Genomic DNA, 18,654 nt, shown 5'->3' on the forward strand with positions numbered 1-18,654 from the left:
CATTTCCCCGCCGTCCCGGGACGGGGAAAGGCGCCGTCGCGTCCGGGCACCCCGGCCCCTCTATGTGACTGTGCGTGACGGCGGGACGGTGGGCCGGACCGGCGCGGGTCCGTCCGCACATGGCGGCAACTGTTCACGTGCGCGCCTCGCCCGGGTCGCAGGCACAGTTCCGGGGTCATACCCCCGCACCCTCCCCACCACACGCCCTTCGCCCACCCGGCCACAACACGCCCCGTACCGAGACGGAAGACGAACTCTTCCGATCAACAAACGGTCACTCTAGGGCACTTGAGTGGGCGTCAATCGGTTACAGAAGCGACGTAATCGATTGTTTGAGCAACTGGGTGTAGTGCTGCCTGTACTAAGCGTTATTCTCCTCAGACGCAATCCGGTACCTCTCCGTCGCTACGACGGGTGAACGGTTCCGTACTGCACGTGATGGAAGCTCTGCCTCTGGGAGTCCCGTGTACCCACACGTCGGGGTTGACGCCTCGGGCCTGGCTACGCTGCGCGCAACGGTCCTCGACCTGCTGCGCGGCTTCGTCCCCACCGCGTACGCCGTGCCCGCTTTCGCCACCGCCGCACCGATCGGCCCGTGCTACGCACTGGCCGACGGCAGCGCTGCGGTCGGTGGCCGACGGGGCCGCTCCGGCTCGGCCGCCACCACCGCACGCCGACCGGCTGCGGACAGTGACAGCGCCCGCATGATGGACCTCGTGGAGCGCGCCCAGGCGGGCGAGGCCGACGCATTCGGGCGCCTGTACGACCAGTACAGCGACACCGTGTACCGCTACATCTACTACCGGGTGGGCGGCAGGGCGACCGCCGAGGACCTCACCAGCGAGACATTTCTGCGCGCCCTGCGCCGGATCGGCACCTTCACCTGGCAGGGCCGCGACTTCGGTGCATGGCTCGTCACCATCGCGCGCAACCTCGTCGCCGACCACTTCAAGTCGAGCCGCTTCCGGCTCGAGGTCACCACCGGGGAGATGCTCGACGCCAACGAGGTCGAGCGGTCCCCGGAGGACTCCGTCCTCGAGTCCCTCTCCAACGCCGCACTGCTCGACGCCGTGCGCCGGCTCAACCCCCAGCAGCAGGAGTGCGTGACGCTGCGCTTCCTCCAGGGCCTCTCCGTCGCCGAGACCGCCCGTGTGATGGGGAAGAACGAGGGCGCGATCAAGACCCTCCAGTACCGGGCCGTCCGCACCCTGGCCCGGCTGCTGCCCGAAGACGCCCGCTGAACCCGCACGCTCCGCACACGCTCGGCGACGCTCAACTCACCCTGCGTACACGGCCTTTGAGTTCGCGGTCCGATCATCCGTCGTCCGTAACCCAAGTGCCGAGCCGCTCGTTGTGCGGGATACAGGCTCCCTGTAGTCACCCCTGACCGTCCCCGGCCACCCGATCGTGTGGACGTGGTCAGTGCGTGCAACCCTCAGGATCCCCTGGGGAGTCGACCGTCATGATGAGAGGAGGTGCCGCCAGTGATCGCGAACGTATCGGCGCACCGGCGGGCGAACGCCTTCGCCCAGGCCTTGGAGGACCAGTCCGACGACCGGGGCACGGTGGCCGAGCCGCACGGAGGTTCGGCTCCGGCCCCGGATTCCGCGGAACGGACCGAGCAGGCCTGCCTGTTGGCCCTCGCGACCCGACTCGACGAGCTGCCGAGGCCGGAGCTCGACCCCGAGGTGAAGGTCGTCCAGCGCGCGCGGTTGGTCGCAGCGATGGAGGCCATGCTTCAGGAGGGCACAGCCCTGGGGGGCGAAGCGGCGAACCCTTCGGTACCCAGCCAGAAGGGCAGCGCCACGACGGGGCCGCGGTCCCACCGGGCCCGTGGCGCCCACCGGGCAAGCCCGTTGGGGAAGTTCCGCCCGCGCACACGGCTCACCAAGGGCCTTGCCGCCGGGGGGCTCGGTGTCGGAGTGGCCGCCGCGTCCTTCGGAGGAGTGGCCGCTGCCAGTTCAGACGCGCTGCCGGGTGACTCGCTCTACGGCCTCAAACGCGGCATCGAGGACGTCAAACTCGGCATGGCCGAAGGGGACAACGACCGCGGGCGGCTCTATCTCGACCAGGCCTCCACCCGGCTGAACGAGGCCCGTCGGCTGATGGAGCGCGGCCGTGCCGGCCAGCTCGACCACGAGTCCGTGGGCGAGATCCGGCGCACCCTGTCCGGCATGCAGCACGACGCCTCCGAGGGCCACCGCCTGCTGCACGAGGCATACGAGCGGGACGGTTCCCTCGCCCCGATCCAGACCCTCTCCACCTTCTCCCAGTCGCACCGCGAGGCGTGGGGCGCTCTGCGCGACCGGCTTCCGGTCCAACTCGGCGACGTCAGTCAGCAGGTGACGTCGGTCTTCGACGCCATAGACCAGGAAGTCGCCCCGCTGCAGTCACTGCTGCCGCAGGCGCCGTCCCAAGGTGGCTCGGGCCGACCCCGGAGCTCCGCTCCGGGTGCCACCGACTCCGCCGGCACGGACGCACCCGCGCCCAGCGCCACCGGCGGCTCCGCCTCCGGCAGCCGCAGCGGCGAGACACCCGAGCCGTCCGCCTCCCAGAGCGGCGGTGACGGCCTGCTCGGCGGCAACACGGGCGGTCTGCTGGACCCGCCGAAGGACACCGGCAGCAGCTCCCCGTCGTCGAGCAAGAGCCCCTCGTCGGGGACGAACGTGACGCTCCCGCCGCTGCTCCCCGGCCTTCTGCCCGGCCTGGGGATCGACAGCGAGGAGAGCAGGTAGGGCCCGTAGGACACACACGAGGACGGGGCGCCCCTGATGGCAGGGGCGCCCCGTCCTCGTACCGGGCACAGCGGCAGGATCAGAAGAACACCGAGCGCCGCTGCACAAGCAGCTTGTACAGCGTGTGCTGGATCTGCTCCCTGACCTGGTCCGTCAGGTTGAACATGAGCATCGGGTCCTCGGCGGCCTCCGGCGGATAGCCGTCCGTGAGGATCGGCTCGCCGAACTGGATCGTCCACTTCGTCGGCAGCGGGATCGCGCCCAGCGGGCCCAGCCACGGGAACGTCGGGGTGATCGGGAAGTACGGGAAGCCCAGCAGCCGGGCGAGGGTCTTCGCGTTCCCGATCATCGGGTAGATCTCCTCGGCCCCGACGATCGAGCACGGGATGATCGGGGTGCCTGCGCGCAGCGCCGTGGAGACGAATCCGCCGCGGCCGAAGCGCTGCAGCTTGTAGCGCTCGCTGAACGGCTTGCCGATGCCCTTGAAGCCCTCGGGCATCACACCGACCAGTTCGCCGCGCTCGAGCAGGCGCTCGGCGTCCTCCGCGCATGCGAGGGTGTGCCCCGCCTTGCGGGCCAGCTCGTTGATCACCGGGAGGACAAAGACCAAGTCGGCCGCGAGAAGCCTGAGATGGCGGCCGGCCGGGTGGTTGTCGTGCACGGCGACCTGCATCATCAGGCCGTCCAGCGGGAGCGTGCCGGAGTGATTGGCGACGATCAGCGCCCCGCCCTTGGACGGGATGTTCTCGATGCCCTTCACCTCGACGCGGAAGTACTTCTCGTACACCGGCCGCAGCAGCGACATCAGGACCTGGTCGGTGAGCTCCTCGTCGTAGCCGAAGTCGTCGACCTCGTACTCGCCCGTGAGACGGCGGCGCAGGAAGGCCAGCCCCCCGGCGATACGTCGCTCCAGCCCGCCGCCCTCCCCGGGAGCGGCCTGCGGCTTTTGCTCAGGCGTCACAGGAACATCATCCTGCGGGATCTCCCCGCTGGGCAGAGGCTGCACCTCGCGGACCGCCGCGGGATCGCCCTTGCGCCGGTTCCCCGCGCTACGGCGGCGCTGCGGCCGCTGCGCGGCAGCCCCGCGGGACCGGTCGTCGTCGAACGGAATGACCTTGGCGTCCGCCATCGTTGATGCGCTCCTCAGTTGGCGCTCTGCGTCGGGAGGTGGCCACCGCCCAGGACGGGCAGTGCGGCGATCCGGTCCATGGCCCCCGCGAGGGCCTCCGGTGGCAGCAGTCCGGGCCCACGGCTGTGGACGAAGTCCGCGAACGTCTCCGCCGTCGTGTACTTGGGCTCGTACCCCAGTGTCTCGCGCATCTGTTCCGTCTCCACCACCCGCCCGTGGGTCAGCAGCCGGATCTGTTCGGGGGAGAAGTCCGTCATGCCCAGGGTGCGCATCGCCGAGCCGACCCAGGTGACCGCCGGCAGCAGCAGGGGGACCGTCGGCCGTCCGAGGCGCCGGGCGCACTGCGACAGCAGCAGCACGCCCTCGCCGGCCACGTTGAACGTGCCGCTGTTGAGCGTGCCGCGCTGCGGCTCGTGCGAACCGATACGCAGCACCTCGATCACGTCGTCCTCGTGCACGAACTGCAGCCGTGGGTCGTAACCGAGGACGGTGGGCAGCACAGGCAGCGAGAAGTACGAGGCGAGGGGCGAGTCGGCCATCGGGCCGAGGATGTTGGCGAAGCGCAGGACGCAGACCGCGACATCGGGCCGCCGCCGCGCGAAGCCGCGCACATACCCCTCGACCTCGACGGTGTCCTTGGCGAAGCCCCCGCTGGGCAGGGACTTGGGCGGGGTCGTCTCGGTGAAGACGGCCGGATCGCGGGGCGCGGACCCGTAGACGTTCGTACTGGACTTCACGACCAGCCGTTTGACCGTCGGGGACTTCTGGCAGGCGCCGAGCAGCTGCATCGTGCCGATGACGTTGGTCTCCTTGACCGTGGCCCGGCTGCCGCTGCCCAGTGGCGTGCCGGTCACGTCCATGTGGACGACCGTGTCGACGGAGTGCTCGGCGAGCACCCGGGCGATGGTGGGCTGGCGGATGTCGGCCCGGATGAATTCGGCGGCGCCCAGATGGTGATCGGGCGGGACCGCGTCCACCGCGATGACGCGGTCGACCTCCGGGTCACGCTGGATCCGTCGTACGAACCGGCCGCCGAGTCGGCGGGCCACCCCGGTCACGAGCACGACCTTGCCCAAGATCAGCGCCTCTCTTCCCTCGCGTCCAGTCGTGGACGTCACTCTGCCCGTCAGCCTGCCGCGTTCCCCGTATGCGGCCAACTTAGCGGTTCGATGTTGCGCTGTGATGGCCACCCGATGCACGAAGTGACGACACCTGCGAACGTACGACCGGACCAAGCCATGTGATCCACGGACATACGCACGGCCGCACGCGGTCACCGTGCGGCATGACGCTCCGGCGGCGCGTCGCCCGGAGACGACAAGAGCCCCCCACCGATGGTGGGGGGCCACGGCGCAGACGTATGCGCGGAGCAGGGGCGCCCCTTTCGGGGCCGCGCCCTACTTCTTGTTGCGACGCTGAACGCGCGTCCGCTTGAGCAGCTTGCGGTGCTTCTTCTTGGCCATCCGCTTGCGCCGCTTCTTGATAACAGAGCCCACGACTACCCTCGCTCACTTCTCATCACTCGGTGCTGGGCGCCATGGGCCCATACGACCTACGAGGGGCTAGCCTACCCGCCCGAGCGCTGAGGTCGTAATCGAGGTGACCCGGGAGGCCCCGAGGGACCTCGCCGGGCCGCCGTCAGGCCGTCTCCACCCCCACGTAGCTCTCGCGGAGGTACTCGTGAACCGCTTGCTCCGGCACCCGGAAGGACCTCCCCACCCGGATCGCCGGCAGATGACCGCTGTGCACCAGTCGGTACACGGTCATCTTCGACACTCGCATCACCGAGGCGACTTCCGCCACGGTCAGGAACTGAACCTCGTTCAGAGGCCTCTCGCCAGCTGCAGCCATGACACACCTGAACCTTCCGCACTCGACGGCCACCGGCTTCCCCTTCCGGTGACTCTTCGTCGCTGCGTGCTCACTCCCCAATGTAGGGGCCTGTGGTGCGAGTGGGGAAGAGGGGATGGCATCGGCGGCCTACTGTGACAGACACGCTCGATTGAGTACATAGCGAGTAAGCGGTCGGTAGTAATCAGACCGCACAGCGTCATCAAGTGGAACGACGACGGACACGCGCCCCTCTGCCTCCCCGACGAAGAGCGCAGGATCGTCCGTATCTGCCAGACCGATGGCCTCGAACCCCAGCTGACCTGCTCCGCAGACCCAGCCGTGGTCTCCGATCACCAGCTCCGGCAACGGCCCGCCGGACTCCGCGGCCGCAGCGAGCACGGTGCGAACCGGCAGCGGCGAGTGCGAGTGCGCGCCGGGCTCACAACCGGCGCCTTCTGGCCCCGGTTTCCGTACCAGGGCGACTCCTCGTACGTAATCAAGGTTGTACGTGCGTAGACCGAACCGGGTCGTTATGTCGACACAGCGACCCTGCGCCGGGGTGAGGACATCACATCCCGCCGCCGACAGCGCGTCCGCGATCGCGGCGTAGAAGTCGAGCAGTCGGTGGGGATGACCGGTGCCGAGAAGGACCGTGCCCCTGTGACGCGCCACCTCTTTGATCCGCTGGGCGAAGGCGTCCAGACCCTCCAACGTGCGTTCCGGGTCGATCACATCATGCCCGGAGGTGCATCGGGGATCGGCCGAGACACCGCACTTGTCCGCCATCAGCTCGACCACATCCCGATGCCCCCACGACCATTCGGGATCGAGTCCGATCAGCAAACGGGGATCGCGGGCCGCGAAGAGCCGGTAACTGCGCAGGCTCTCCTCACGCGACGTGGCCACGGGGCCGGCGAGCCGGGCGGCCAGCAGATGTGCACGCAGTGCTCCGGTGCTCAACACGTCAGCGATGCTGACCCATCGCCGCCCATCACACGTACAGAACGGGGGAAACACCCCACAGTCGGCGTAATCGTGCGACCCTTCACACCGCCCGCGCTCGCCCCGCGGGAGAGGCGAACCGTCAGGGCCTGACGTTTGGATCATGCCGGCACCGCGAGGCGTGGCGCACCCCGCTCGGATCGGTCGAGAGGCGCACTGGCTCCCAGCCGACCTGATCCGAACGACAGACCCTGGTTTTCTAGGCGAGTAGCCCCCGCAACGGGAACGCCGCCTTGCGTGCCGCGATCACCGCCTGGTCGAGACGGTCGGCGGGGTCGTATCCCGACTCCCAGTCCGCGTAGGCCACCGGCCACCGGCCGTCCGTCATCCGCCCCGGCGCCAACTGGCGGGTACGGGCGAAGACTTCCTGCCGCCAGCTGTCGGGGATCACGGTCTCCGGCTCGATCGGCCGCCCCGCCGCGATGGCCACCAGGTGCGTCCACGAGCGCGGCACGACGTCCACCACCGCGTATCCGCCGCCGCCCAGCGCGATCCAGCGTCCACCTGCGTACTCGTGCGCCAGGTCGTGGCACGCGACCTGCACGGCCCGCTGCGCGTCCAGCGACACGGCGAGATGGGCGAGTGGGTCCTCGAAGTGGGTGTCCGCGCCGTGCTGGGTCACCAGCACCTGCGGCCGGAAGTCCGCGACCAGTTCGGGCACGACGGCGTGGAAGGCCCGCACCCAGCCGGCGTCCCCCGTCCCGGCGGGCAGCGCCAGATTCACCGCACTGCCCTCCGCGGTCGGGGAACCGGTCTCCTCGGGCCATCCGGTCTGCGGGAAAAGGGTTCGCGGATGCTCGTGCAACGAGATGGTCAGAACCCGCGGATCGTCCCAGAACGCCGCCTGCACCCCGTCCCCGTGGTGCACGTCCACGTCCACATAGACGATCCGCTCGGCACCCAGTTCGAGGAGCCGGGCGATGGCGAGCGAGGCGTCGTTGTAGATGCAGAACCCGGAGGCACCGCCCGGCATCGCGTGGTGCAGGCCGCCCGCGAAGTTCACGGCGTGCAGCGCGTCCCCCCGCCACACGGACTCGGCGGCGCCGACCGACTGACCCGCGATCAGTGCGGACACCTCGTGCATCCCGGCGAAGGCGGGGTCGTCCAGGGTGCCGAGACCGTAGGCGCCGTCGGCCGACGCCGGGTCCGCCGACGCGGCCTTGACGGCGTCCACGTAGTCCTCGCGGTGCACGAGTCGCAGCGTCGAGTCGCCGGCCGGCTTCGCCGCGACCACCTCGATGTCCCTGTCCAGCCCGAAGGCGTCGACGAGTTTCCTGGTCAGCGAGAGTCTGACCGGATCCATCGGATGCTCAGGTCCGAAGTCATAGCCCGTTACCGCCTCGTCCCACATCAGCTGTGCTCGGCCGCTCATGCCCGTCACCGTATCGGTCCGGACCCGTCCCGAACGAGCGGGCGTACACCAGCGTCACCAGGACCAACACCATCGGCACGAGCATGGCGCCCCGATAGCTCCAGGCGTCCCCGAGGGCGCCCACGAGGGGCGAACCGACAAGGAAGCCCACATAGTTGAAGATGTTCAGACGTGCGATCGCCGTGTCCGAGGCCCCGGGGAACAGCCGGCCGGCGGCCGCGAACGTCTGCGGCACGAGGACGCACAGCCCCAGACCCAGCAGGGTGAACCCCAGCATGCCGACCCACGCCCCCGGTGCCCCCGCCACCACGGCGAACCCGGCCGCCGCCACCAGCGCCCCCAACCGGACCACCGCCACGGCGCCGAACCGGCGCACCCCGAAGTCCCCGATGGACCGCCCAAGCAGCGTGGTCACCATGTAGACGTTGTACGGAACCGTCGCCAGTTGCTCCGAGCTGCCCAGCGTGTCCTGCAGGTACTTGGCGCTCCAGTTGGAGACGGTCGAGTCGCCGATGTACGCGAAGGTCATCACCAGGCACAGCGGAAGCAGCAGCCGGAAGACCACCGGGCCGGCCTCGGCCTTCGGGACGTCCGCACCGGGCCCGTCCCCGTCGACGTACCACCGGCTGACCAGGAACGTCGCGGGCAGCAGCACAGCCACCACCGGCAGATACGACACCCACAACGCCAGATGCCAGTGCGCGCCCGCCCAGGCCAGCGAGGCGCCGACGATCCCGCCCAGGCTGTAGGCGGCGTGGAAGCCGAGCATGATGCTGCGCCCGTACGTCCGTTGAAGGCTCACCCCGAGCATGTTCATCGAGGCGTCCAGCGCACCCACGGCCAGTCCGAATGCGGCCAGCGAGACGGCCAGTTCGGCCACATGGTCACCGGACCCCACGCCCAGCAGGGCGAGCAGCACCACGGGCTGCGACCAGCGCAGCAGCCGGCTCGGCCGGATGCGCTTGACGAGTTGCTCGGTCGTGACACTGCCGACACCCGCGAGGATCGGCACCGCGGCGAGGAAGACGGGAAGCAGCGCGTCGGAGACCCCGTACCGGTCCTGGATGGCCGGGATCCGCGTCACCAGCAGGGCGAAGGTCGCGCCCTGCGCGAGGAAACTGAACGCCAGCGAGGCCCTACCGCGCCGCAGCACATCGGTCATGGCGGCGAGCGTAGGGCCCCGGTTTACCGGTGGGTAGATCCAGTGAAAGATGATTTTTGTTCAGCTTCACCCGGCGGCAGCGAGTGCCACCGGACGCTTCTCCGCGCCCTGGGCCTTCACCTCGGCGATGAGCATGTGCGCCATCGGCCCGGCGGCGAGGGCGCCGCTGACCATGAACCCGATCACCATCGCGACGGCCAGGACGACCGAGCCCAGCCACACCATCGTGTCCACCGGCAGCGTGTAGGCGCCCACCACCCGCACCACGCACTCGACGAGCAGCACCACACCCCAGACGACCGAGAACACCCGCTCGGCCCGGCGGAACGACGGGGACGCGCTCTCCAGCCGGCTCCAGGCGGCCTCCCTGTCGGCGGCCCCCTTCACCAGCCACGGCTTCATGCCCGCCGTCATCATCGGCTTGCCCATGGCCACGGAGACCAGGATCCCGATTCCGATGGCGCTGCTCACCCCGCTGTCCTTGGCGAGCATCAGCCGCGGGTCGCCCGCGACGAAGCTCAGCAGGAGACCGACGACGTTCACGAAGAGGATGAGCGCGGCGAACGCGTTGATCGTGCGCTCCTCGACCACGCCCCACACCGTGCGTACGGCCGGAACGACGCTGCCGAGGCCGAGGGCCATCAGCGTGCTCATCCCGAACGCGTCCTTGAACAGGTAGTACGAACCGATCGGCACCGCCACGTCCATGATCAGCGGCATGAAGTTCTGCTTCTTGCTCCGGCCCTGGGAAACCGAGTTCGTCGTCATGCCCTCAGCTTCGCGGCCGGGGCGGGTCCGCCGGTAGAAACGATCGTCCGGAGCCCGGCGTGACAAATGTCAGTGCCGACCCGGTGGCCGGAATCACGGCGCGTCTCATCCGAGCAGGTCAGCCAACTCCCCCATGGTGGAGAACAGTTGTGTGGCACCCACGAGCCTGTCGGCAGGCGTCATGGCGGTGAACCCGTACACGTCCATCCCGGCGGCGACCGCGGCCCGGACACCGAGTGGGCTGTCCTCCACGACGAGGCAGTCGCCCGGCGCCACCCCCATCCGTTCGGCGGCGTGGAGGAACAGATCGGGTGCCGGCTTCCCCCGCCCGACGTCCTGGGAACTGAAGATCCGCCCGTCGACGAACCATCGGTCCAGCCCCGTGGTCCGGTGCCCCACCCGGATCCGCTCATGGCTCCCGGAGGAGGCCACACAGTAGGGAACCCTGTCGGCGGCCAGCTTCTCCAGCACGTCCACCACACCGGGCACGGGCTTCAACTCCCGCTCGAACGCGGCGAAGACACGTGCGTGGAAGACATCGTCGAAGTCGGACGGCAGCCGCTCGCCCGTCCGCTCCTCTATCAGGTCGTGAACCCGGTGCATCGCGGATCCCATGAAGTCCCGGATGGAGTCCTCGTACGACGTCGGGTGCCCGATCTCGGTCAGATAGCCGGCCAGGAGCCGATTGGAGATGGGCTCACTGTCGACGAGAACACCGTCGTTGTCGAAGATGACGAGGTCATAGCGCATGGGTACGAGCCTAAACGAGCCGGAAATGCGGAAAACCCCGTACCAACGGTACGGGGTTTTCCTCACAATTTGTTCGGCGGTGTCCTACTCTCCCACAGGGTCCCCCCTGCAGTACCATCGGCGCTGAAAGGCTTAGCTTCCGGGTTCGGAATGTAACCGGGCGTTTCCCTCACGCTATGACCACCGAAACACTATGAAACAGAACGCCACACCACCCAAAACAATGGGCGGGGCTGTTCGTGGTTTCAGAACCAACACAGTGGACGCGAGCCTCTATGGACAAGCCCTCGGCCTATTAGTACCGGTCACCTCCACACGTTACCGTGCTTCCAGATCCGGCCTATCAACCCAGTCGTCTACTGGGAGCCTTACCCCATCAAGTGGGTGGGAGTCCTCATCTCGAAGCAGGCTTCCCGCTTAGATGCTTTCAGCGGTTATCCCTCCCGAACGTAGCCAACCAGCCATGCCCTTGGCAGAACAACTGGCACACCAGAGGTTCGTCCGTCCCGGTCCTCTCGTACTAGGGACAGCCCTTCTCAAGACTCCTACGCGCACAGCGGATAGGGACCGAACTGTCTCACGACGTTCTAAACCCAGCTCGCGTACCGCTTTAATGGGCGAACAGCCCAACCCTTGGGACCGACTCCAGCCCCAGGATGCGACGAGCCGACATCGAGGTGCCAAACCATCCCGTCGATATGGACTCTTGGGGAAGATCAGCCTGTTATCCCCGGGGTACCTTTTATCCGTTGAGCGACGGCGCTTCCACAAGCCACCGCCGGATCACTAGTCCCGACTTTCGTCCCTGCTCGACCCGTCGGTCTCACAGTCAAGCTCCCTTGTGCACTTACACTCAACACCTGATTGCCAACCAGGCTGAGGGAACCTTTGGGCGCCTCCGTTACCCTTTAGGAGGCAACCGCCCCAGTTAAACTACCCATCAGACACTGTCCCCGATCCGGATCACGGACCCGGGTTAGACATCCAGCACGACCAGACTGGTATTTCAACGACGACTCCACCTGAACTGGCGTCCAAGCTTCACAGTCTCCCAGCTATCCTACACAAGCCGAACCGAACACCAATATCAAACTGTAGTAAAGGTCCCGGGGTCTTTCCGTCCTGCTGCGCGAAACGAGCATCTTTACTCGTAGTGCAATTTCACCGGGCCTATGGTTGAGACAGTCGAGAAGTCGTTACGCCATTCGTGCAGGTCGGAACTTACCCGACAAGGAATTTCGCTACCTTAGGATGGTTATAGTTACCACCGCCGTTTACTGGCGCTTAAGTTCTCAGCTTCGCCCACCCGAAGGTGAGCTAACCGGTCCCCTTAACGTTCCAGCACCGGGCAGGCGTCAGTCCGTATACATCGCCTTACGGCTTCGCACGGACCTGTGTTTTTAGTAAACAGTCGCTTCTCGCTGGTCTCTGCGGCCACCCCCAGCTCGAGCAGCACGTGCTCTCACCAGATGTGGCCCCCCTTCTCCCGAAGTTACGGGGGCATTTTGCCGAGTTCCTTAACCATAGTTCACCCGAACGCCTCGGTATTCTCTACCAGACCACCTGAGTCGGTTTAGGGTACGGGCCGCCATGAAACTCGCTAGAGGCTTTTCTCGACAGCATAGGATCATCCACTTCACCACAATCGGCTCGGCATCAGGTCTCAGCCACAAGTGCAACGGATTTACCTATCACACGGCCTACACCCTTACCCCGGGACAACCACCGCCCGGGATGGACTACCTTCCTGCGTCACCCCATCACTCACCTACTACCACCTTGGACCGGCGGCTCCACCACTCCCCTTCACCCGAAGGATCCAGGACGGCTTCACGGCCTTAGCATCAGAAGGTTCGATGTTTGACGCTTCACAGCGGGTACCGGAATATCAACCGGTTATCCATCGACTACGCCTGTCGGCCTCGCCTTAGGTCCCGACTTACCCTGGGCAGATCAGCTTGACCCAGGAACCCTTAGTCAATCGGCGCACACGTTTCCCACGTGTGAATCGCTACTCATGCCTGCATTCTCACTCGTCAACCGTCCACAACTACCTTCCGGTGCTGCTTCACCCGGCAGACGACGCTCCCCTACCCATCACAACACCCGTTAGGGCTATATGCTGCAATGACACGACTTCGGCGGTACGCTTGAGCCCCGCTACATTGTCGGCGCGGAATCACTAGACCAGTGAGCTATTACGCACTCTTTCAAGGGTGGCTGCTTCTAAGCCAACCTCCTGGTTGTCTGTGCGACTCCACATCCTTTCCCACTTAGCGTACGCTTAGGGGCCTTAGTCGATGCTCTGGGCTGTTTCCCTCTCGACCATGGAGCTTATCCCCCACAGTCTCACTGCCGCGCTCTCACTTACCGGCATTCGGAGTTTGGCTAAGGTCAGTAACCCGGTAGGGCCCATCGCCTATCCAGTGCTCTACCTCCGGCAAGAAACACACGACGCTGCACCTAAATGCATTTCGGGGAGAACCAGCTATCACGGAGTTTGATTGGCCTTTCACCCCTAACCACAGGTCATCCCCCAGGTTTTCAACCCTGGTGGGTTCGGTCCTCCACGAAGTCTTACCTCCGCTTCAACCTGCCCATGGCTAGATCACTCCGCTTCGGGTCTTGAGCGTGCTACTCCAACGCCCTATTCGGACTCGCTTTCGCTACGGCTACCCCACACGGGTTAACCTCGCAACACACCGCAAACTCGCAGGCTCATTCTTCAAAAGGCACGCAGTCACACCAAAGTGCTCCCACGGCTTGTAGGCACACGGTTTCAGGTACTATTTCACTCCCCTCCCGGGGTACTTTTCACCATTCCCTCACGGTACTATCCGCTATCGGTCACCAGGGAATATTTAGGCTTAGCGGGTGGTCCCGCCAGATTCACACGGGATTTCTCGGGCCCCGTGCTACTTGGGTATCTTCCAAACGAGCCGCTGACGTTTCGACTACGGGGGTCTTACCCTCTACGCCGGACCTTTCGCATGTCCTTCGTCTACATCAACGGTTTCTGACTCGTCCCACGGCCGGCAGACCGCAGAAGAAAGAACCCACAACCCCGCACACGCAACCCCTGCCGGGTCTCACACGTATACGGTTTGGCCTCATCCGGTTTCGCTCGCCACTACTCCCGGAATCACGGTTGTTTTCTCTTCCTGAGGGTACTGAGATGTTTCACTTCCCCTCGTTCCCTCCACACTGCCTATGAGTTCAGCAGCGGGTGACAGCCCATGACGACTGCCGGGTTTCCCCATTCGGAAACCCCCGGATCAAAGCCTGGTTGACGACTCCCCGGGGACTATCGCGGCCTCCCACGTCCTTCATCGGTTCCTGGTGCCAAGGCATCCACCGTGCGCCCTTAAAAACTTGGCCACAGATGCTCGCGTCCACTGTGCAGTTCTCAAACAACGACCAACCACCCGTCACAGCCCACCGAAGCAGACTTTTACCGGGGTCGGCGCCGAAGGACGACCAAACGGCCGCACCCTCAGACACCCAACAGCGCGCCCGACACCCTCGCCTCTCCTACAACCGTTCCACGCCGAAGCAGTACTAAGAAGAGAAGCAGACCAAGAGTGCCGAATAGTCAACGTTCCACCCATGAGCAACCAGCACCGGACGTTCGCCGATGTACTGGCCTCTGACCAACCGAAGTTGATGAGAAGTGCTCCTTAGAAAGGAGGTGATCCAGCCGCACCTTCCGGTACGGCTACCTTGTTACGACTTCGTCCCAATCGCCAGTCCCACCTTCGACAGCTCCCTCCCCGAGGGGTTGGGCCACCGGCTTCGGGTGTTACCGACTTTCGTGACGTGACGGGCGGTGTGTACAAGGCCCGGGAACGTATTCACCGCAGCAATGCTGATCTGCGATTACTAGCGACTCCGACTTCATGGGGTCGAGTTGCAGACCCCAATCCGAACTGAGACCGGCTTTTTGAGATTCGCTCCACCTCACGGTATCGCAGCTCATTGTACCGGCCATTGTAGCACGTGTGCAGCCCAAGACATAAGGGGCATGATGACTTGACGTCGTCCCCACCTTCCTCCGAGTTGACCCCGGCGGTCTCCCGTGAGTCCCCAGCACCACAAGGGCCTGCTGGCAACACGGGACAAGGGTTGCGCTCGTTGCGGGACTTAACCCAACATCTCACGACACGAGCTGACGACAGCCATGCACCACCTGTACACCGACCACAAGGGGGCACCCATCTCTGGATGTTTCCGGTGTATGTCAAGCCTTGGTAAGGTTCTTCGCGTTGCGTCGAATTAAGCCACATGCTCCGCCGCTTGTGCGGGCCCCCGTCAATTCCTTTGAGTTTTAGCCTTGCGGCCGTACTCCCCAGGCGGGGCACTTAATGCGTTAGCTGCGGCACCGACGACGTGGAATGTCGCCAACACCTAGTGCCCACCGTTTACGGCGTGGACTACCAGGGTATCTAATCCTGTTCGCTCCCCACGCTTTCGCTCCTCAGCGTCAGTAATGGCCCAGAGATCCGCCTTCGCCACCGGTGTTCCTCCTGATATCTGCGCATTTCACCGCTACACCAGGAATTCCGATCTCCCCTACCACACTCTAGCCTGCCCGTATCGACTGCAGACCCGGAGTTAAGCCCCGGGCTTTCACAATCGACGCGACAAGCCGCCTACGAGCTCTTTACGCCCAATAATTCCGGACAACGCTTGCGCCCTACGTATTACCGCGGCTGCTGGCACGTAGTTAGCCGGCGCTTCTTCTGCAGGTACCGTCACTTTCGCTTCTTCCCTGCTGAAAGAGGTTTACAACCCGAAGGCCGTCATCCCTCACGCGGCGTCGCTGCATCAGGCTTTCGCCCATTGTGCAATATTCCCCACTGCTGCCTCCCGTAGGAGTCTGGGCCGTGTCTCAGTCCCAGTGTGGCCGGTCGCCCTCTCAGGCCGGCTACCCGTCGTCGCCTTGGTGAGCCGTTACCTCACCAACAAGCTGATAGGCCGCGGGCTCATCCTGCACCGCCGGAGCTTTCCAACCTCCCAGATGCCCGGGAGGCTCGTATCCGGTATTAGACCCCGTTTCCAGGGCTTGTCCCAGAGTGCAGGGCAGATTGCCCACGTGTTACTCACCCGTTCGCCACTAATCCACCCCGAAGGGCTTCATCGTTCGACTTGCATGTGTTAAGCACGCCGCCAGCGTTCGTCCTGAGCCAGGATCAAACTCTCCGTGAATGTTTACCGGATATCCGGTCGAACACCACGAGAGCGGAACCAGGAGGAGGAATAATCCCCCCGGTCCACAGCGTCCTCGCTGTGTTATTTCAAAGGAACCTCGCCCCGATCAAACCGACCGGAGACGGGGTATCAACATATCTGGCGTTGACTTTTGGCACGCTGTTGAGTTCTCAAGGAACGGACGCTTCCTTCGTACTCACCCTCTCGGGCTTTCCTCCGGGCGCTTCCCTTCGGTGTTTCCGACTCTATCAGACCATTTCGCGATCCGATTTCCTCGGTGCTTTCCAGGTTTACGCTCTCGCGTTTCCCTTTCCGGCGTTGTCGACTCTATCAGATCCCTCAGTTCCCTTCGGGCCCGACTCCCGGTCGACCGGGATTGTCTTCCCTGCCTCTCGGCCGTTCCGACGAGTGAGACTTTAGCGGATTCCTGCCGTCCGAGCTAATCGGGGGCTGCGCCCTCACCTGAGTTCGAACGCGGATTCCTCATTCCGAAAATACACATGCCAATACACACGACGACGCATCGCCGATAATCGGTAGGTACTTGCGGAGTGGCTGTCCCGGGACCGACCTTGATCGGCGCTCACGTCGGACAACCCGAAGAACCTTACGGATCGACCCGGCGCGTGTCAACCCCCTGCATCCCGGCCCTGTAGGGCGTAGTCTCTGGCACATGACTTCGCGTACGTGCAACCAGCAGTGGTGGGCCGCCTGACGGCGGCCGAACTCACGTATGCGTTCAACGGCCGCCGCCTCGGCGGCCGTTCTCGTATCTCCCTCCGGAGGGTCGGCCGGCCGGTCGAGGCGGCCCCTACCAGGAGGTGAAGAGATGACACGGGTCTTCAGCGGGATCAAGCCGACCGGACATCTGACGCTGGGGAACTACCTCGGCGCCATGCGCCGGTGGGCCGAGGTGGACCAGCACCAGGCGGACGCGCTCTTCTGCGTCGTGGATCTGCACGCCCTGACCGTGGACCACGATCCGGCGCGGGTGCGAAGGCTCAGTCGGCAGGCGGCGACGCTGCTGCTCGCCGCCGGGCTCGATCCGCAGCGGTGCACCGTGTTCGTACAGAGCCATGTGGACGAGCACACCCGGCTGTCGTATCTGCTCGAGTGCGTCGCCACCGACGGCGAGATGCGGCGGATGATCCAGTACAAGGAGAAGGCCGCGCGGGAGCGGGAGCGGGGTGGAAGCGTCCGGCTGTCGTTGCTCACGTATCCCGTGCTGATGGCGGCGGACATCCTGGCGTACGGGACCGACGAGGTGCCCGTGGGCGACGACCAGGCTCAGCATGTGGAGCTGGCCCGGGACCTGGCGGTGCGGTTCAACCAGCGCTACGGGCACACGTTCGTGGTGCCCCGGGCCACCCATCCGAAGGTCGCGGCGCGGGTGATGAACCTGCAGGACCCGACGTCCAAGATGGGCAAGTCCGAGGACTCGGGACCGGGGATCGTCTATCTGCTCGACGAACCCGATGTGGTGCGCAAGAAGATCATGCGAGCCGTCACCGACACCGGTTCGGACGTCGTCTACGACCGGGAGGCCCGACCGGGTCCGGCGAATCTGCTGGAGATCCTGGCGGCGTGCGAGGGCCGCAGCCCGGAGGAGCTGAGCGGTGCCTACACCTCCTACGGCGCCTTGAAGAAGGACACCGCGGAGGCCGTGGTCGAGGTGTTGCGGCCGGTTCAGGAACGGCACCGGGCTCTGTGCGCGGACCCGGCACACGTGGACCAGGTGCTGCGCACCGGGGCGGAACGGGCCAGAGGGATGGCCCGGCCACTGGTGGACACCGCCTACCGGGCGATCGGGCTGCTGCCCGGGGTCTGAAGGTCGGCTGCCCATCGCCGGGGACCCGGCGGTGGGCACCCGGCGTCAGTTGTTGCCGGAGGCCAGTTCGCGGCTGCGGTCACGGGCGGCTTCGAGCGCGGCGATGAGTGCGGCTCGCACCCCGTGGTTCTCCAGCTCGCGGATCGCGTTGATCGTCGTGCCCGCGGGGGAGGTGACGTTCTCACGGAGCTTGACGGGGTGCTCGCCGCTGTCGCGGAGCATCACCGCCGCGCCGATCGCGGACTGGACGATCAGTTCGTGGGCCTTGTCGCGGGGCAGCCCGAGCAGGATGCCGGCGTCCGTCATGGCCTCGACCAGATAGAAGAAGTACGCCGGACCCGAGCCGGACAGCGCGGTGCAGGCGTCCTGCTGTGTCTCGGGGACACGGAGCGTCTTGCCGACGGCGCCGAAGATCTCCTCGGTGTGGACGAGGTGCGCCTCGGTGGCGTGGCTTCCGGCCGAGATGACGGACATGGCCTCGTCGACGAGGGCGGGCGTGTTCGTCATGACGCGCACGACCGGGGTGCCGGCGGCCAGGCGCGCCTCGAAGAAGGAGGTGGGGATGCCGGCGGCGCCGCTGATGATCAGACGGTCGGTGGGGACGTGCGGGGCGAGTTCGTCGAGGAGCGTGCCCATGTCCTGGGGCTTGACCGTGAGGATGAGCGTGTCCGCGGTCTTCGCGGCCTCGGCGTTGGTGACCGGGGTGACGCCGTGGCGACTGCGGAGTTCCTCCGCTCGCTCCTTGCGGCGGGCCGTGACCAGGAGGTCGGCGGGCGTCCAGCCGCCCCGGATCATGCCGCTGAGCAGCGCTTCGCCGATCTTTCCGGTGCCGAGGACTGCGACTTTCTGGGTCATGGTGCGAGTGCC

The 18,654-nt window shown here is 65.8% G+C and carries 13 protein-coding genes and 3 rRNA genes; 3 read left to right on the top strand and 13 right to left on the bottom strand.

What is annotated here, in order from left to right; all coding sequences use genetic code 11:
• Window positions 1-464: 464 nt before the first annotated feature.
• Both RCR19_RS16510 and RCR19_RS16515 read left to right on the top strand, forming a co-directional pair.
• Window positions 465-1,241, top strand: a complete 777-nt coding sequence (locus RCR19_RS16510) for an ECF subfamily RNA polymerase sigma factor, BldN family (protein WP_331265844.1) — start codon at window positions 465-467, stop codon at window positions 1,239-1,241.
• A 243-nt stretch (window positions 1,242-1,484) separates the two neighbouring features.
• Window positions 1,485-2,735, top strand: a complete 1,251-nt coding sequence (locus RCR19_RS16515; protein ID WP_331265845.1) for a DUF5667 domain-containing protein — start codon at window positions 1,485-1,487, stop codon at window positions 2,733-2,735.
• Window positions 2,736-2,814: 79 nt separating this feature from the next.
• Here the strand turns inward: RCR19_RS16515 and RCR19_RS16520 are convergent, their stop codons facing one another.
• The 12 genes from RCR19_RS16520 to RCR19_RS16575 form a co-directional block, all read right to left on the bottom strand.
• Window positions 2,815-3,864, bottom strand: coding sequence for a 1-acyl-sn-glycerol-3-phosphate acyltransferase (locus tag RCR19_RS16520; RefSeq protein WP_331265846.1), 1,050 nt, complete (start codon window positions 3,862-3,864; stop codon window positions 2,815-2,817).
• 14 nt (window positions 3,865-3,878) lie between these two features.
• Complete coding sequence (locus RCR19_RS16525) at window positions 3,879-4,940, bottom strand: NAD-dependent epimerase/dehydratase family protein (protein WP_331269461.1); 1,062 nt, start codon at window positions 4,938-4,940, stop codon at window positions 3,879-3,881.
• 321 nt (window positions 4,941-5,261) lie between these two features.
• Complete coding sequence (locus tag RCR19_RS16530) at window positions 5,262-5,360, bottom strand: AURKAIP1/COX24 domain-containing protein (protein WP_003948845.1); 99 nt, start codon at window positions 5,358-5,360, stop codon at window positions 5,262-5,264.
• 142 nt (window positions 5,361-5,502) lie between these two features.
• The gene (locus tag RCR19_RS16535; RefSeq protein WP_004984898.1) at window positions 5,503-5,715 is read right to left on the bottom strand and encodes a helix-turn-helix domain-containing protein; all 213 of its coding nucleotides are present in this window, start codon (window positions 5,713-5,715) and stop codon (window positions 5,503-5,505) included.
• Window positions 5,716-5,844: 129 nt separating this feature from the next.
• A complete protein-coding gene (locus RCR19_RS16540; RefSeq protein ID WP_331265847.1) occupies window positions 5,845-6,660 on the bottom strand; it encodes a phosphatase in 816 nt (271 codons plus the stop codon).
• Between the two features lie 238 nt (window positions 6,661-6,898).
• Complete coding sequence (locus RCR19_RS16545) at window positions 6,899-8,071, bottom strand: acetoin utilization protein AcuC (RefSeq protein ID WP_331265848.1); 1,173 nt, start codon at window positions 8,069-8,071, stop codon at window positions 6,899-6,901.
• Window positions 8,022-9,233: an MFS transporter gene (locus RCR19_RS16550; protein ID WP_331265849.1), complete on the bottom strand. Its 1,212-nt coding sequence runs from the start codon at window positions 9,231-9,233 to the stop codon at window positions 8,022-8,024. Before RCR19_RS16550 ends, RCR19_RS16545 begins: the two co-directional genes overlap by 50 nt.
• Window positions 9,234-9,299: 66 nt before the next feature.
• Complete coding sequence (locus tag RCR19_RS16555) at window positions 9,300-10,001, bottom strand: VC0807 family protein (RefSeq protein WP_331265850.1); 702 nt, start codon at window positions 9,999-10,001, stop codon at window positions 9,300-9,302.
• 105 nt (window positions 10,002-10,106) lie between these two features.
• A complete protein-coding gene (locus RCR19_RS16560) occupies window positions 10,107-10,751 on the bottom strand; it encodes an HAD family hydrolase (protein WP_331265851.1) in 645 nt (214 codons plus the stop codon).
• Window positions 10,752-10,822: 71 nt separating this feature from the next.
• A 5S ribosomal RNA gene (gene rrf, locus RCR19_RS16565) occupies window positions 10,823-10,939 on the bottom strand.
• Between the two features lie 87 nt (window positions 10,940-11,026).
• Window positions 11,027-14,129: ribosomal RNA gene (locus RCR19_RS16570) — 23S ribosomal RNA — on the bottom strand.
• A 303-nt stretch (window positions 14,130-14,432) separates the two neighbouring features.
• Window positions 14,433-15,956: ribosomal RNA gene (locus tag RCR19_RS16575) — 16S ribosomal RNA — on the bottom strand.
• Together the 16S, 23S and 5S rRNA genes form the textbook arrangement of a ribosomal RNA operon.
• Before the next feature lie 832 nt (window positions 15,957-16,788).
• Here RCR19_RS16575 and trpS point away from each other — a divergent pair.
• Complete coding sequence (gene trpS / locus RCR19_RS16580) at window positions 16,789-17,787, top strand: tryptophan--tRNA ligase (protein WP_331265852.1); 999 nt, start codon at window positions 16,789-16,791, stop codon at window positions 17,785-17,787.
• Between the two features lie 45 nt (window positions 17,788-17,832).
• Here the strand turns inward: trpS and proC are convergent, their stop codons facing one another.
• Window positions 17,833-18,642 (bottom strand): pyrroline-5-carboxylate reductase, encoded by an 810-nt coding sequence (proC, locus tag RCR19_RS16585; protein ID WP_331265853.1) that lies wholly within the window; start codon window positions 18,640-18,642, stop codon window positions 17,833-17,835.
• Window positions 18,643-18,654: the final 12 nt, after the last annotated feature.

This window comes from Streptomyces sp. WAC07094 (assembly GCF_036320405.1).
In the GTDB taxonomy this organism is placed as follows: Bacteria; Actinomycetota; Actinomycetes; order Streptomycetales; family Streptomycetaceae; genus Streptomyces; species Streptomyces lannensis.

Bases quoted from the DNA above. Each gene is read 5' to 3' on its own strand.
- RCR19_RS16520 (WP_331265846.1), bottom strand. From the start codon at position 3,864: ATGGCGGACGCCAAGGTCATTCCGTTCGACGACGACCGGTCCCGCGGG.
- RCR19_RS16535 (WP_004984898.1), bottom strand. From the start codon at position 5,715: ATGGCTGCAGCTGGCGAGAGGCCTCTGAACGAGGTTCAGTTCCTGACC.
- RCR19_RS16545 (WP_331265848.1), bottom strand. From the start codon at position 8,071: ATGAGCGGCCGAGCACAGCTGATGTGGGACGAGGCGGTAACGGGCTAT.
- RCR19_RS16550 (WP_331265849.1), bottom strand. From the start codon at position 9,233: ATGACCGATGTGCTGCGGCGCGGTAGGGCCTCGCTGGCGTTCAGTTTC.
- RCR19_RS16555 (WP_331265850.1), bottom strand. From the start codon at position 10,001: ATGACGACGAACTCGGTTTCCCAGGGCCGGAGCAAGAAGCAGAACTTC.
- RCR19_RS16560 (WP_331265851.1), bottom strand. From the start codon at position 10,751: ATGCGCTATGACCTCGTCATCTTCGACAACGACGGTGTTCTCGTCGAC.
- trpS (WP_331265852.1), top strand. From the start codon at position 16,789: ATGACACGGGTCTTCAGCGGGATCAAGCCGACCGGACATCTGACGCTG.
- proC (WP_331265853.1), bottom strand. From the start codon at position 18,642: ATGACCCAGAAAGTCGCAGTCCTCGGCACCGGAAAGATCGGCGAAGCG.